Consider the following 16,580-nt stretch of genomic DNA (forward strand, 5'->3'; position numbering starts at 1 on the left):
TTAGCCTTTCCTTTACTGGGATTTTTTTGGAGTATCAATTAGTCAGCTTTTGGACCTGCTTCTGCGATATTCTTTGGCATGTTAGGATATTTCTTAGTGAAGTTATCCTGGAACATCTTAGCAAGCTTTTTAGCCTGTGCATCGTAAGCAGCTTTATCTTCCCATGTGTCACGAGGGTTCATGATTTCAGAAGGTACGTTAGGACATGTCTGAGGAATGTCTACGTTAAATACTTCATCATGTTTGTACTCTACATCATCAAATGTTCCGTTTAATGCTGCAGTTACCATTGCACGAGTATATTTTAACTTCATACGGCTTCCTACTCCGTAAGGACCGCCTGTCCATCCTGTGTTTACAAGATATACTTTTGTGTTGTATTTTTCAATTCTTTCTCCAAGCATGTTAGCGTATACAGATGGATCCATTGGCATGAATGGTTCACCGAATAATGTGGAGAATGTTGGCTGTGGTTCTGTGATTCCACGTTCTGTACCAGCAAGTTTGGATGTGAATCCTGTTACGAAGTGGTACATAGCAGCGTTCTCATCTAATCTGGAGATTGGAGGAAGTACACCGAATGCATCAGCAGTTAAGAAGATAACTACTTTAGGGATTCCGCCAACACCAGGGATCTGTGCGTTAGAAATATAATCAACTGGGTATCCTACACGAGTATTCTCTGTAAGAGATCCATCATCAAAATCAAATTCACGAGTTTCGTCATCCATGACAACGTTCTCTACAAGGCTTCCGAACTTAATCGCATTGTAGATTTCTGGTTCGTTTTCAGCGCTTAAGTTGATACATTTAGCGTAGCATCCACCTTCGAAGTTGAAGATTCCTCTGTCAGACCAGCCATGCTCATCATCACCGATTAATTTACGGTTAGGATCAGCGGAAAGAGTAGTCTTACCTGTTCCGGATAAACCAAAGAATACTGCTGTTTCATGAGTTTCAGGATCCATGTTAGCGGAGCAGTGCATTGGAAGCACGCCTTCTTTTGGCATTAAGAAGTTCATTACAGAGAATACAGACTTCTTAATTTCTCCTGAGTACTGAGAACCACAGATTACTACCTGTTTCTGTTCATAGTCAACGATGATAGCTGCTTCAGAATGAGTTCCATCGATTTCTGGAATACACTTGAATCCAGGTGCAACGAAGATTGTGAAATCAGCTTCGCCGTAGTTTTCTAATTCTTCTGCTGTAGGACGAATTAAAAGCTCATGAATGAAAAGATTCTGGCTTGCTAACTCGTTAATGATACGGAACTTTCTTGTGCAGACAGGATCAGCACCAGCCTTACCATCAAAGATGAAGATTTCTCTGTTCTGAAGGTAAGCAACTACTTTTGAACGGATAGCATTGAACTTCTCCTGAGTGATAGGAACGTTAACGCTTCCCCATGCAATGTCATCATGAACAGAAGGAGTATCAACGATGAATTTATCTTTAGGAGAACGTCCTGTATATTTACCTGTAGTTACAACGAGTGCGCCTGTATTAGAGAGTTTGCCCTCTCCTCTTCTTAAAGCTGCCTCTGTTAACTGTGCAGGTGTTAAGTTGCGGTAAACTGCTTTAGGATTCACAATCCCAAGTTTCTCGATACCATATGTTTCCATTGTAATACCTCCTAAGTTATATTTGAATTAACTAATACCAATTTTTCAACAATCGTTCCTAGTATAGCAATGAAGGATTGAAATGTCAATTATTCAAAACAAATAAAATGACTAATTGTGAGAAAAAATATTAAAAATATTTAAAAATCAAGGGTATTTACATATATCTTTTAAGAAACATTACTGAGAATTTCTGTTTCTTTTTCTATTTCCTGTCTTAAAATTGAAAAATTGCAGGAACCAACATTCAGAACTGCTTCATGAAAATCAGAAATTTTAAAAGCTTTTCCGAGGGAATCAGCCATAGTTTGTTTTAATTGATCTAATTCGTAGCAGCCGATACTGTAGGAGAGATAAGTTGTCGGATTTTCAATGACATAACGATAAAGCTTTTGGGCACCATCTTTATCTATGCCATAAGTCTGTAAGTAATTTGCCAGAGCATTTTCATCATAATTTTTATAATTTACATACAGATCGCTGAGAGAAGATAAGGATAGCGAGAGCAGGTCATTATCCCGGTAAAGCTGGCGGAGCTGCTTTGTTGTTTGTTCATCGACATTTTTAAATTCAATAAAGTTATAGCTGTATAGCTGAGCGTAAGTTCCCCAGCCTTCATCATAGCCGGCACAGTGGAGAAATGTCCGAAGGGGAGAGGGATTCGTAGTTAAAAAATAATTTGTCTGATACAGATGTCCCGGATAGCCTTCGTGAGCAAGGGTAGAAAATAATTCATTAGAATCCACGCGGCTTTTATTTATGTAAATAATATTATCTTTGGTGCTGTCGATTGGCGGTACAAGGTAGAATGCACAGGCGGAAGTACCGGAGAGTGCATCAGGAACATTTTTGAGCTGGCAGGAAATATTTTTTATTTCCGGAAAGTCGATTAGCGAATCATTTTTTAACGTGTTCATAATTTCTTTTGGTGCAGAAAGAGCAGGAGTTGCAGAGAGATATTCTGTATACAAATCCTTATTCTTTGTAGTGAGAGAAGAAATATCTTTTACTGTATTTTTTAACTGTGATTCTAAAATAGTAATACAGTCTTCCGGAGAAAAATCTGTTCCTACATTAGATATAAGCAAAAACTTATAATAATCCTGCCCATTTTTATACTCGCAAAGTCTTTCTTTAGAAGAAGTATTTTTTGATTCATTTATATAAGTTTGTAAAGAAGTTTTCAGTGATTTATATGCAGGAAAAACTTTATCGGTAACAAGCAGACGGTTATTTGCAATATAACTTGCTTTCTGGTCTTTACTTAAAGATTCTACCTCAGCTAAACGTTCCTCAAAGCTTTGGATGAGGAGATTATTTTCTTCACTTGCATTGAGAAACTGATCAATCTGATCAATGGTATCAGAAATTACGAAAGAAGGACTTATGATACCTGCATTTCGCCGTTCCTGTTCAAAATCAAGAATCTGAGTAAAAAGTTCAGGAACCTGGTTGACAAGAGAAAGATAATCTTTTACGTCTTTTTCGTTATCCAGGCGGTATTCAGAAAGAGTTACCGGAATTTCGGACTGTAAACCGTTTGTGCCAAGTGGGGAAGAATAAAGGATGTATTTTTCGTTCATAATAGATTCGTTCAGATAATCCTGAAAAATCTGCCAGGTAAGTTTTTGCTTTTTTGTCAGATTGCTTGTTGGAAAGGTATAAAGTTTTTGAAGTAATTCTTTTGAACGGCTACAGTTCTTTTTTAAAGTATCGGAAGAAAGATCTCCATAGGTTGGAGAGACAGGGGTTTTGATTCCATATGCAGACGGATTCGAAAGTTTAAAATGAAGAGTGACGGTATTTTCAGCAGCATATTCCCTGAAACAAGAGTTAAGAAAGCGGTCAAACTTCTTTTGCTGTAAAGAAGTTTGCGTAGAAGCTTGTCCGCAGCCAAACAGGATGGTTCCGGAAAGCAGAATAAAACAGATGCTGGCAAATAGTGTGTGACGATGGTTTTTCTTCATAGCGGCCTCCTTTTATATCATTTTTATATCAGAAGATGAAAAGTATTTGGTATTATACTATGAATTATACAGGAAAACTATTAGTTTTTCAGAAAAATAACCATAGACGAATATTCGGATTTATTTTATAATAAAAAATGTTTGACTATAGATAGTACACCTAAGGACAGGTTGCACAGGAGGTATATAGATAAATGAGTAAGAAACCATATTACATTACGACTGCGATTGCTTATACATCAGGTAAGCCTCATATCGGAAATACTTATGAGATCGTTTTAGCAGATGCAATTGCAAGATTTAAAAGAAAAGAAGGCTATGATGTACGTTTCCAGACAGGAACCGATGAACATGGCCAGAAGATTGAGTTAAAGGCAGAAGAGGCTGGAATTTCTCCAAAGGAATTCGTAGACAATACTGCAAAAGAGATTAAGAGAATCTGGGATTTAATGAATACATCCTATGATAAGTTTATCCGTACAACAGATGAAGATCATGAGAAACAAGTTCAGAAGATTTTTAGAAAACTGTATGATAAAGGAGATATTTATAAGGGATATTACGAAGGAATGTACTGTACACCATGTGAATCATTCTTTACAGAATCTCAGTTAGTAGATGGTAAGTGTCCGGATTGTGGACGTCCATGCCAGCCTGCAAAGGAAGAGGCATATTTCTTCCGTATGAGTAAATATGCAGACCGTCTGATTCAGTATATTAATGAGCATCCTGACTTTATTCAGCCGGAATCCCGTAAGAACGAGATGATGAATAACTTCCTTTTACCGGGACTTCAGGACTTATGTGTATCCCGTACTTCTTTCACATGGGGTATTCCTGTAGATTTTGATCCAAAGCATGTTACTTATGTATGGCTTGATGCATTAACAAACTATATTACAGGTCTTGGATATGACTGTGATGGGGAAAGTGGAGAATTATTTAAGAAATACTGGCCGGCAGACTTACATTTGATCGGTAAAGATATTATTCGTTTCCATACAATTTACTGGCCGATCTTCCTAATGGCATTAGATCTCCCACTTCCAAAACAGGTATTTGGTCATCCTTGGTTATTACAGGGTGATGGTAAGATGAGTAAATCAAAAGGAAATGTTATTTATGCAGATGATCTTGTAGAGTTATTTGGTGTAGATGCTGTCCGCTATTTTGTACTTCATGAGATGCCTTTTGAAAATGATGGTGTTATTACATGGGATCTTTTAGTAGAACGTATGAATTCCGACCTTGCGAATACTCTTGGAAATCTTGTTAACCGTACTATTTCCATGTCTAATAAATACTTTAATGGTGTTGTTGCCAATGCTGGTGTCACAGATGGATTTGATAAGAATCTTATGGATGTGGCATTAGATACAAAGCATAAAGTAGTAAAATGTATGTCCAAACTCAGAGTAGCAGATGCTATGACAGAGATTTTTAACTTATTTAAACGTTGTAATAAATACATTGATGAGACAATGCCATGGGCTTTAGCAAAAGATCCTGAGAAGAAAGACAGACTGTCTACTGTCCTTTATAATTTAGTAGAGAGCATCACAATCGGTGCTTCCTTACTTACTCCGTTCATGCCGGAAACAGCAGAAAGAATCTTTGCCCAGCTTAATTCTTCTGAAAGAAGCATGGATGAACTTGAGATGTTTGGTCTTTATAAGTCTGGTAATAAGGTAACAGATAAACCGGAAATTCTTTTCGCAAGACTTGATGCAAAAGAAGTACAGGCAAAAGTTGAGGAAATGAATGCTTCAAAACAGACACAGGAAGCAGAAGAAGAGAAAAAAGATGATGAACCTGTAATTGATATCGAAGCCAAAGAAGAGATTACATTTGATGATTTTGAAAAAATGCAGTTCCAGGTTGGCGAGATCATTGCCTGCGAGGAAGTAAAGAAGTCCAAAAAACTTCTCTGTTCTCAGGTTAAGATTGGAAGCCAGGTAAAACAGATTGTTTCCGGTATCAAGAAACATTACAGTGCAGAAGAAATGGTTGGCAAGAAAGTTATGGTACTTGTGAACTTAAAACCTGCTAAATTAGCTGGAGTTCTTTCTGAAGGTATGCTTTTATGTGCTGAGGACGAAAATGGAGAATTATCTCTTATGGTTCCAGAAAAGAAGATGCCAGCAGGAGCAGAAATCTGTTAATATGTAGATTTCGTGGAGACGAAAAAAGAAAAAATACCATATCCCATCTGCTCTGTAGTCGCTGTATTTAAGATGCTCGTCCGCATCTTAAATACGCTCCGAAGCCGCATCTGGGATATGGTATTTTTTCTTTTTTCTGACTATTCTAAATCTACAGTTGGTAAGGATGGGGATTCTCCAGAAGTGAGTATATTTCTGCCGAATTGTATCAGATTTTCTTTATTATAAATTCTTTACAATTCAGCATGAAATTTTGTTTCAGCGGCTGAAGGAATGTTTATTGCTGAATTGCTAAAAGATTGTGGAAAAGAGAAGAAACTTCTTAATTAAGTATTACATTTTGTGACTTTGTGCTATGGAATTCTGACCATAGGAACTTAGGACTCATTTTTCCTAAGTTCCTGTTTTTCTGGGCAGAATGGAATGTTTAGCGCAACGGAACAAAATGAAACTTAATAAGAAGTTTCTTCTTGTTCATAGTTTGGAATGCAATTCAGCTAAGTAATCAAGCTGCCTTCAGTGGCGTATGTTTCCTTTAGCAATTAGCAATTAAAGAGGTATATTATGATTTTTGATACACATTCTCATTATAATGACAAGCAATATACACAGGACAGGGAAGCTGTCCTTGCATCTTTAGAAGATGCAGGTGTAACACAGGTAGTAAATGTAAGTGCGAGCTGGAAAGATTTACAGGATACGTTAGAGCTTATTCAGAAGGTTCCGTTTATGTATGGGGCAGTCGGAATTCACCCGGATCATGTTGGCGAGTTGAATGAAGAGCGGTTGAGACAGCTTCGGGAATATTGCCACAGAGACAAGGTTGTTGCAGTTGGAGAAATCGGACTGGATTATCACTGGAACGTAGAACCAAAGGAAGTACAGCAGGAATGGTTTGTCAGGCAGCTTCATCTTGCAACAGAAGAAAAACTGCCGGTAATTATACACAGCAGAGAAGCTTCACAAGATACATTTGATATTATGAAAAAGGAACATGCAGGGACAACAGGCGGTGTGATCCACTGTTTTTCCGGTTCTGCTGAGATGGCAAAAGAATATGTGAAAATGGGGTATTATATCGGTGTAGGTGGTGTTGTTACTTTTAAAAATTCTCGTGTATTAAAGGAAGTGGTAAAGGCTATTCCTTTAGAGCATATTGTGGTAGAAACGGATTGTCCTTATCTTGCGCCAACACCGCATAGGGGAAAGAGAAACAGTTCTGCATATCTGCCGTTAGTTATAGAAGAAATCGCGAAATTGAAAGGAATTACGGCAGAAGAAGTAGAAAATGCAACTTATGAAAATGCTCAGAGATTATATGGCTTAATTCGTTAGGCAAGCAGAGTTCTGTTTTTTGGCTGCTTTGAGATGAATGAAACCAATGGGAGTCTTATCGACTGAGATAAACTATGTATTAGAACTTCAACATTATATAGTGATTTTTTCTTTAGCCAAAGACAGAAATTGAGAAAGGGGCAATATGTAAAAAATGCGCCTTAGAGCAAGTTCAAGCTGCGGTTGAGCAGTTTGGACGTAGTGATACGAAGCATTTTTTACATATTGCCCCTTTCTCAATTTCGTCTCTTGAATGAAATAGCTATTTCATGTATTATTACATTATTGTAGAGAAACTAAGTAAAAATTTAAGGGAAGCTTTAAGAACTGATTTCCCGAATATAAAAATGCTGTCATAAGTGTTATAAATGATTTTCTGTGTTTTGTGGGAATGTTCTATTGCAAGAATAGCTTAATCTTCTGTAACAAAATTTATAATAATATCCTTTAGTGCGAGTATTTGCACGCATTGCCACAGCATAGTGGGGTAGAAATCCTGGGGCGGCAACGAGGAGCAATGAAGGATATTATTATAAATTCTGTTTTCAAAGACTTCATCTTGCCATAGAACATATTCAAAGACGAAAGTTGAATCTTATGACAGCAAAAGGAGGTTTTATGGCGAATTTAGGAAATCCGCAGGAGACGATTGCTGTTTTACAGCGGTATGGTTTTAATTTTCAGAAAAAATATGGACAGAACTTTTTGATTGATACACATGTACTTGATAAGATTATCGGAGCAGCACAGATTGGTCCGGATGATTTTGTGTTGGAAATCGGTCCGGGAATCGGAACGATGACACAGTATCTGGCAGAAGCGGCAAGGGAGGTTGTTGCTGTTGAAATTGATACAAAGCTGATTCCGATTCTTCAGGATACGTTAAAGGAATATGATAATGTAACGGTATTAAATGAAGATATTTTAAAAGTGGATATCCGTAAAATTGCAGAAGAAAAGAACGGTGGTAAGCCAATCAAGGTCGTTGCCAATCTGCCATATTATATTACAACACCAATTATCATGGGATTATTTGAGAGTGAAGTGCCACTCGATTCCATTACAGTTATGGTACAGAAGGAAGTGGCAGACCGTATGCAGGTAGGACCGGGAACAAAAGATTACGGCGCGCTTTCTCTTGCAGTGCAGTATTACGCTGAGCCATATATCGTAGCTAATGTGCCTCCAAATTGCTTTATTCCAAGACCAGCCGTTGGGTCAGCCGTTATTCGCCTGACACGCTATCAGGAAAAGCCAGTGAAAGTAAATGATGCCTCTTTTATGTTTAAAATTATTCGCGCTTCTTTTAATCAGAGAAGAAAAACATTGCAGAATGGACTGTATAATTCCAGCGAACTGCGTATACCGAAAGAAAAAACGGTAGCGGCGCTTGAGGAGATGGGGCTTACTCCGACAATCCGAGGGGAAAAACTTTCTTTGGAGGAATTTGCACAGTTATCAGATATTCTTGGAAGATAAACACACTGCTGTCATAAAAGTAGTTTGCCGGAATACATTAGTGAAAAAGGAGTATCATCATGGCAGATTATCAACGGATACTTTCTTATCTGTATCGTTATGAAAAGTCAGAAAAAAAAGAATGTCTTGGATTTATTAAGGCAGAGCAAAAATCAGCTATTCTTAAGCTGACTATTCAGATAAACGATGAACGATTATTACATGGAATGGAATTAAAACTATGTTTCTATGAAAAGCAGGGAGAACACTGGGGAGTCCGAAAGATTGATTCGATCATAACAGAAGAAGATAAAGAGGAATTTCATCAAATATATTCTAAAGAGCAGCTTCCGGAAGGTTTCGATATAAAGAAACAGTCAGGTGTTGTGTTGTATTATCAGGAAGAATACTATTATGGAAGTGTCTGGATTGGTGAGGAAATCCCTGCAGAAGTGTTGAAATCATTGCAGTGGAAGAAAAAGGAAGAACCTGTAGATCATGTAGATTATGTAGATAATATTGATGATATTAATGACATCAATGCAGGCAATCTGGATGAAAACGTGGATCATACTGCTATGCGTAAGTTGGCTGAAAATACAGATGAGCGTATAGATGATATTGATATTAGTGAGCAGATTAAGAATGCAGATGATACGGATGTTAGTAAGCAGATTGAGAATGCAGATGATACGGATGTTAGTAAGCAGATTGAGAATGCAGATGATACAGATGTTAGCAATCAGGCAGAGAGTACAGATAATATTAAGGAGCAAGAACAGAATATAGCTAATTTTATTGCTGCAGATAACAATGATAAGATAGGCAATACTGGGTTAAATAATATGGAAGTAAATATGGATACAGACATAGAAGAAGTAAACGCTCCTGTGGATGAATTTGAAAAAATGTGGATAAACTCTGTAAAACAAGACCCTCCTGTGGATAATATTTTTAATACTGCCTTTTATGAAGGGTATAAAGTATCAATAGCAAAGCTAAAAAAGCTGGGAGAAGAAGCCAGACAGTTAGCAGATAATCAATTTCTTTTAAAAGGATATGAACGCTATAAGCATTTGTTAATGGGAAAGGTAAGATACGCAGGAGAAAAAAGATATTGTGTTGGAGTTCCTGGTATTTATGAGAATAGGGAAAAATATATGGCGGAACTTTATCAGTTCCCGATATTTTTATCGCTGACAGAGAATAGAATGAAAACAGGCAATTTTGGCTACTGGCTTTATCTTTTAAAGGGCAGGGAGTAAATAATCAGGAAAGGCCGTTATTTTTAGAGGAATGAGCAACTGGCAAACAGGAGAACATTTTATGAGAAAATACACAGAAGATGAAAAGTTTATGAAAGAGGCAATCAAGCAGGCAAAGAAGGCGGAAGCAATCGGAGATGTTCCCATTGGCTGTGTTATTGTCCATGATGGAAAGGTGATTGCCCGGGGATATAATAAACGAAATAAAGATAAGACGGTTCTTGCACATGCAGAGCTTCTTGCTATGAAAAAAGCGTGTAAAAAGCTTGGCGACTGGCGATTGGAAGACTGTACGATGTATATTACTTTAGAACCTTGTCAGATGTGTGCCGGAGCGATCGTGCAGGCACGTGTGACCAGAGTGGTTATTGGAAGCATGAATGCGAAGGCCGGCTGTGGCGGTTCCATTCTTAATCTTCTTGAAATGCAGGAGTTTAATCATCAGGTGCAGGTTGAAAGAGGAGTACTTCAGGAGGAATGTTCGGAAATGCTTTCTGCATTTTTCAGAAAGTTAAGAGAGATTCAGAAAGAAAAAAAGAGAAAAAGAAAGCAGATTCAGGAAGAATAAAGTGAAAATAATTAAAAAAGCGTCACATCCGGAAGTGATTAAAAACTTCGAGTATGTGACGCTTTCTGTTATGTGAATATAAAAATCGAATTATTAAAACCGTGCGGTCAGCTTTGTATGCTTACCAACAGACGTTACCTCTACAGTTAGCTCGAACCAGGCACCCTCACGGCACACAGGAGAGACTCCTTAGTGCTGCTCCGTTCCCGACCTGACACGGTTCAGAGGTTCCTGTTGCGCGAGACCCAATTGTCAACACCACTTATAAAGGGCAGCTCCATCAATAAGACATCCGAGGCTGACCATCACTCCTGCTATAGCGGATTTCAGGTACAGGACGCCGCTAACTTCCCAGCTGCACGGTAAATATCAGTATAAAGGATTTTACCAGTTATGTCAATGAATATTTTGTATTTTATTTGTTGAAATGGGCATTATATCGGATGGGATGCGTATCTCGTAGCAAGAGTGCTGAAAAATTCTTAAAAATAGCAAAGTAAATAGTTAATTTATGCGTAAGTAAAAATAATTATTCAAAGTAAAATATTGACACGAATCCGAGGCTGTGTTATGCTTTTTTTGTGTTTAAAAGTTAGTATGGAAATTTAGTATAGCTTGTGTCTTAAGCAGAAAGGCAGGGAAACATTGCAGGGGAATGTTATAGATTCATGGGAAGAGAGATTTCGGCTCACGTTAGACCATTTTCGTAATGAGAACATGGCAGATTTTCGGAAGAATTCCGAAGCATACAGGCGTTTAGTAAGAGAGGAAGAAGAGGCGTATGCCAAGCTTGATACGCTGAATCTGACAGAGGAGCAGAGAGAGATTATAGAAGAGGCTTTTGAAGCACAGAGTGCGGCAGAGGCAGAGTATGCGACAGAAAGTTATTTTTGTGGAATAGCAGATTGCATACGATTTTTGAAATATATCGAGGGACCAAGGGGTGAATAGTACGGTTTTTCGGTGATTTTCTTATATTTTTCTTGAAAAGACGTATAGGGTTTGCTATAATGTTTTATTGACTATGGGCTGAGGCAGATGCCCTTAAAAGCCTTTATAATTAATGAAGATAGATAGCACACTGGTGCTGAAGACAGATTTCAGTACAGGAAAAGTAGGAGGAAGAAGAATGCATTGGTCTGAGAAGATTGCAAAAGATATTATTAAGAGATCTCCGGACAAGGAAGAGTACGTTTGTGCAGCGGGTATCAGCCCATCCGGATCCATTCACATTGGTAATTTCAGAGATATAGCTACAAGTTATTTTGTATATAAAGCGTTGATCAAGCAGGGAAAGAAAGCCCGCCTGTTATTTTCATGGGATGAGTTTGACCGTTTCAGAAAGGTACCTGTTAACGTTAAGGAGATAGCTCCTGAGTTAGAGAACGAGATTGGTAAGCCATATGTAGATGTAAAGGATCCTTATGGATGCTGCTCTTCTTATGCAGAACATTTTGAAAAGGAATTTGAAGCATCTCTTTCCCGTTTTGGAGTAGAGGTTGATTTCCGTAGACAGAGTGAGAATTATCGCAGCGGAAAGTATGCGAAGTATATTATCCAGGCAGTACAGAAGAGAAAAGAGATTTTTGATATTCTTGATAAGTTCCGTCAGCAGGTAGCAACAGAAGAAGAGAGAGAGGCATATTATCCGGTAAGTATTTACTGTCCGGTATGTGGTAAGGATGAAACAACAATCATATCCTCTTCTGAAGACGGAGTAACATGTGAATATACATGTAAGTGTGGACATAAGGGCACATGGGATTTCAGTAAGGACTTTAATTGTAAGCTTGCATGGAAGATTGACTGGCCTATGCGCTGGATGATCGAAGGTGTTGACTTTGAGCCGGGCGGAAAGGATCATGCCAGCCCAGGAGGAAGTTATGATACAAGTAAGATCATCGCGAAGAAGATTTTCGGAGCGCAGGCACCTATGTTTAAAGGATATGAATTCGTAGGTATCAAGGGAACAACTGGTAAGATGTCTGGTTCTACAGGTCTTAATCTTACACCGGATACATTACTTAAGATTTATCAGCCGGAGATGATTTTATGGCTTTATTCTAAGTCAGAGCCGAATAAGGCATTTGATTTCTGCTTTGATGACGAGATTTTACGTCAGTATTTTGAGTTTGATAAGATGCTTAAGGTGTATCAGGCAGGTAAGGGCAAGAACTATGATTATATTGAAGGCATCATGCATAACTGTATGATCGAGGGTCGTGAGATTCATCCGGTACCAATGCAGCAGATCGTAAACTTTGGTTCTGTTGTAGATTTCAATGCAGACATGCTTGAGACGGTATTTGAAAAGATTGGTACACCATATAAGAAAGAAGAGTTTGCAGAGCGTCTTGAGCTTGCGAAGTACTGGTTAGAGAAGTGTTCACCAGAGAACATGAATACACTTCTTGGATACAGAAACTGGGATTTCTATAATACACTGAATGAGGTGGAGAAGAAGGAGATTGAGTTATTACATGACTTTATCGCTAAAGGTGAATATGATTTAGATGCTCTTAACAGCTTTATCTATACGATTCCTAGAGAGGCAGACCCAGACTTCCAGGAAGAGAATAAGAAGGCAGCACAGGCACAGTTCTTTAAGAACGCATATAATCTTATGATTGGTAAAGCCGCGGGACCAAGACTGTATTTATTCCTGTTTGCTGTAGAACCACAGAGATACCTTGGACTCCTTGATTTCTCTACTCCACAGACAGAAGAAGAGAAGGTTCTTGCAGCAGAAGCGAAGGCTGAGGCAGAGAGAAAAGCTGCAGAAGAAGAAGCCAGAAGAAAGGCTGCTGAGGAAGAAGAAGCCAGAAAAAATGCAATTGCACCGATTAAGGAAGAGATTACAATTGATGCGTTTGATAAAGTTGATATGCGAGTATGTAAAGTTATTAACTGTGAAGTTGTAAAGAATGCAAAGAGACTTTTAAAACTTACATTATTTGATGGATTAGATGAAAGAATTATCGTATCTTCTATTCGTGACGATTATACACCAGAAGAACTGATCGGAAGAAAGATTATTGTAATCGCGAACTTAAAGCCGGTGAAGTTTGCAGGTGTGAAGAGTAACGGTATGCTTATCGCAGCCAGCGGAGATGATTTCGGATGTAAGATTATCTTTGTAGATGATTGTGTACCAGAGGGAACAGCAATTCATTAAGCTGCTGATACCAGGGTCAAAATATTTTTTGACCCCAACATTATTTGATCATAGAATTTAATATTGAATTTAGTATTATAAGACATAAATTCATCACCTTTCCGGGATGATTTGTTAACAAAATCGTAACAAATGTTGCAAAAGTTACAGAATTATTAAATTTGTACTTGACTTTTGTTAATAATTATCGTAGAATATGTTACAGAAAGTTAAAAACACCGCACTGGAAAGGATTTATACATGAAGTTAACATATTTTGCAAACTGGAAATCATGCCTCCGCACATTAGTTTTAACGATGATGGTAATTGTAGCAGTGCTTGCAGTTAAGCCAGCAACTGTACAGGCAAAAGCATCTGATTATACACAGGATACAGAAGGATGGATTGAAGCTTGTCAGAAAGTCGGAAGAGACTTAACAAAATACAATTTTACATACGGAAGTCATAATAAGCCGACTCTTTCAGCCAGTATCAAACATGGAAGAAAGGCAAACTGTGCATCATATGTTTCATGGTGTCTGCAGGAATTCGGAGTACTGAAGAAGGGACAGACCTTTTACACTCGTGGAGGAAGAATTCATAAGAGATTCAAATCCTGGAGAGGAAAAGTTCAGATTATCAAAGTAAATAAAAAATTAACAGATGTTAATTTGCAGCCAGGTGATATTATTGGATGGAGAGATATCGTACATACTAATATTTATGTTGGTAAGAATGGCAAGGGACAGAAGCTTTGGTTAGACGGAGGTTCCGCAGGAACTCGCAGAGGAAGAGTAAGACGTTATTATTCTGCAGATAAGATTAAGACATTTAGTTATTTAAATAAACATAAGGTTTCTTTTATTATCCGTATTAAAGGATTGTAAAGATATTAAAAAGCGTATAAGTTTATGTTGAAGCTTATACGCTTTTTGTTTTTTTCAGAAAAGAAACGTGAGTGGAGGAGATACTCTTCTAAAAGAATAGTGAGGAGAGAGAAAACATGGTCGTTCGTTTTATTATGAGTTTTCTTGCTGCGTTAGCATTAAATATACGGTTTGATATTCCACAGGATATGAATCATTTGGCCAGCGAAAGTAAGATGCTTAATATATTTTATAATTTTCAGGGAAGTCTGACCGGTACGATGGCAGCGGCAACGATGGTATTTGTCTTGTTATGTATCATAGACAGATATCTTTATAAAAATAAAGGAAAAGTACATAGGACACCGGTACTATTTCTTATATGTTTTTGTATTGCAGTCGTATGGGTGATGGGAGAAAGTTTTTACAGGGTAAATTCCCTTACATTATTGCATATGGGAGCAGGACAGATGGTGAAAACTCTTGTCTATGTGACAGGTATCACCTGGTTCCTCTCTGAAATGTCAGCTTTGCTTGATTTGTTTTTACAGTCTGGCTGGGATTGGCTGCCAAAGAAAAAAGTGTTTTTCTGTGATGCCTACAATAAGCATCCATTTAAAGTTTCTGTTTTAGTATTGTTTGTATGCTGGTTGCCGAATTTATTATTATCTTATCCAGCGACCATGTGTATTGATGTGTGGAATCAGATGCTGCAATCTTTTGGATTCCAGAGATTCACGACGCATCATCCGCCGGCACATACTGTTTTGGCAGGCGCTTTTGAGAGAGTAGGATTACTGCTTGGAAGTGCAAATCTGGGCTTATTTTTATATATTTTATTTCAAATAATCTTATTTGCGCTGATTTTAGGATATATGTTTTACACAATGAAGGAGCTTGCTTCACCAACATGGTTAAAAGTTACAGCATTTATTATTGCCGTTTCTTCTCCATATTATACGCAGTATATCGGAATGATCGTAAAGGATACAATATATTCTTATTTTATATTGCTTTTTGTCATTGAGCTGGTGTACATACTTTTATTAAAACAGGAATATTGGAAAAGTAAAAAGCATTGTTTTCTTTTAGCAGCATCAATGATTGGCTCTGTTTTGTTTAGAAATAACGGAAAGTATGTTATCTATCCGATGATCCTATGTATTTTAATTACGGTATTTTTACAGAATAGAAACCAGCGTACAGATCAAGAGGAGAATCAAGATACAAGTTGCATCAGAAAGAAAAGTAGACGGACTCGGTATACGAAAACATTTATGACAGCAGTCATAGTGTGTCTGATTTCGGTTGCTGTTTCTTCAGGGGTTCAGAACTTTTTGACCAGACATTATAACATTGAACCGGGAGGGATTCAGGAAGCATTATCCCTGCCATTTCAGCAGACTGCCCGTTATGTGAAAGAGCATGAGGAAGAAGTAACGCAGGAAGAGAAGAAAGCGATAAAGGGAGTACTGGCATACAATAAGCTTGGTAAGTATTATAATCCAAAGATTTCAGATCCCGTCAAAGCTACCTATAAGAAAAAGGCAACGACAAAAGATCTGACAGCGTATCTTAAAGTGTGGGTACAGCAGGGGTTGAAGCATCCCGTCACTTATATAGAAGCAACAATGAATCAGAATTATTATCTGGTCTATCCACTGGTAGAGAACAGTACCGTTTATGATACAACAGCGCCGGACAAAGTCTCCGCAAAGAAACTGGCAGAAAAGTTAGGGGTTCATGAAGTTCCGGTGATTCAAAAACTGGATAGATGGAGAACTGGATTTAATAAGGTATTTTTTACCTTGCCTGTGTTTGGGCTTATGGCAAGTATGGCATTTTTTAATCTGATTTTAATCTATCTTTGCTATCATGGAATACGCAAGAAGATTCCACAACTGTTTTTGTTGGTGATGCCGCTTTTGCTTAGTGATGCGATTATTGTACTGGCTCCGGTTATTAAAGGACATCCAAGATATGCATTTCCGGTTATCTACTCTATGCCGATTGTATTTTGCACCTATTTATATTGGGCAGGAAAAAAGAATCAGTGAATCAGCAAGTAAGCTAAAAAAGCAAAAAAACGTAATAATTAGTAAAGACACTTGCTTGACTTTTCTTATACGAAACGATAAAGTAAAAGTATTAGCATATAAACAATTATAAGGAGGATTTT

General features: G+C 37.7%; 11 protein-coding genes and 1 other RNA gene. 9 read left to right on the forward strand and 3 right to left on the reverse strand.

Annotated elements, in window-relative coordinates:
• Positions 1–38: 38 nt before the first annotated feature.
• Positions 39–1,625, reverse strand: coding sequence for a phosphoenolpyruvate carboxykinase (ATP) (gene pckA / locus EHLA_RS00250; RefSeq protein WP_096238871.1), 1,587 nt, complete (start codon positions 1,623–1,625; stop codon positions 39–41).
• 170 nt (positions 1,626–1,795) lie between these two features.
• Entirely contained in the window at positions 1,796–3,592 is a 1,797-nt protein-coding gene (locus tag EHLA_RS00255) for a DUF885 domain-containing protein (RefSeq protein WP_096238872.1), read from the reverse strand.
• Positions 3,593–3,786: 194 nt separating this feature from the next.
• On the opposite strand from EHLA_RS00255, the gene metG reads away from it, so the two are divergent.
• The 5 genes from metG (at position 3,787) to tadA (ending at position 10,380) form a co-directional block, all read left to right on the forward strand.
• Positions 3,787–5,754, forward strand: coding sequence for a methionine--tRNA ligase (metG, locus tag EHLA_RS00260; protein ID WP_096238873.1), 1,968 nt, complete (start codon positions 3,787–3,789; stop codon positions 5,752–5,754).
• A gap of 564 nt (positions 5,755–6,318) precedes the next feature.
• Positions 6,319–7,089: a TatD family hydrolase gene (locus EHLA_RS00270; protein WP_096238875.1), complete on the forward strand. Its 771-nt coding sequence runs from the start codon at positions 6,319–6,321 to the stop codon at positions 7,087–7,089.
• 618 nt (positions 7,090–7,707) lie between these two features.
• Entirely contained in the window at positions 7,708–8,568 is an 861-nt protein-coding gene (gene rsmA / locus EHLA_RS00275; protein WP_021906887.1) for a 16S rRNA (adenine(1518)-N(6)/adenine(1519)-N(6))-dimethyltransferase RsmA, read from the forward strand.
• A 59-nt stretch (positions 8,569–8,627) separates the two neighbouring features.
• Positions 8,628–9,812: a DUF6128 domain-containing protein gene (locus tag EHLA_RS00280; protein WP_096238876.1), complete on the forward strand. Its 1,185-nt coding sequence runs from the start codon at positions 8,628–8,630 to the stop codon at positions 9,810–9,812.
• Positions 9,813–9,873: 61 nt separating this feature from the next.
• A complete protein-coding gene (gene tadA, locus EHLA_RS00285; RefSeq protein WP_096238877.1) occupies positions 9,874–10,380 on the forward strand; it encodes a tRNA adenosine(34) deaminase TadA in 507 nt (168 codons plus the stop codon).
• 99 nt (positions 10,381–10,479) lie between these two features.
• Here the strand turns inward: tadA and ffs are convergent.
• Positions 10,480–10,743, reverse strand: an RNA gene (gene ffs, locus EHLA_RS00290) — signal recognition particle sRNA large type.
• 282 nt (positions 10,744–11,025) lie between these two features.
• Here ffs and EHLA_RS00295 point away from each other — a divergent pair.
• From EHLA_RS00295 to EHLA_RS00310, 4 genes are all read left to right on the forward strand, one after another.
• Positions 11,026–11,331, forward strand: coding sequence for a hypothetical protein (locus tag EHLA_RS00295; RefSeq protein WP_123864818.1), 306 nt, complete (start codon positions 11,026–11,028; stop codon positions 11,329–11,331).
• A gap of 112 nt (positions 11,332–11,443) precedes the next feature.
• Positions 11,444–13,555: a lysine--tRNA ligase gene (gene lysS, locus EHLA_RS00300; protein WP_242970641.1), complete on the forward strand. Its 2,112-nt coding sequence runs from the start codon at positions 11,444–11,446 to the stop codon at positions 13,553–13,555.
• Positions 13,556–13,795: 240 nt separating this feature from the next.
• Positions 13,796–14,422, forward strand: a complete 627-nt coding sequence (locus EHLA_RS00305; protein ID WP_021906882.1) for a hypothetical protein — start codon at positions 13,796–13,798, stop codon at positions 14,420–14,422.
• Positions 14,423–14,538: 116 nt separating this feature from the next.
• Positions 14,539–16,458: a DUF6020 family protein gene (locus tag EHLA_RS00310; protein ID WP_096238880.1), complete on the forward strand. Its 1,920-nt coding sequence runs from the start codon at positions 14,539–14,541 to the stop codon at positions 16,456–16,458.
• The last annotated feature ends 122 nt before the right edge of the window (positions 16,459–16,580 follow it).

Origin of the sequence: Anaerobutyricum hallii (assembly GCF_900209925.1) — a bacterium.
In the GTDB taxonomy this organism is placed as follows: Bacteria; Bacillota; Clostridia; order Lachnospirales; family Lachnospiraceae; genus Anaerobutyricum; species Anaerobutyricum soehngenii.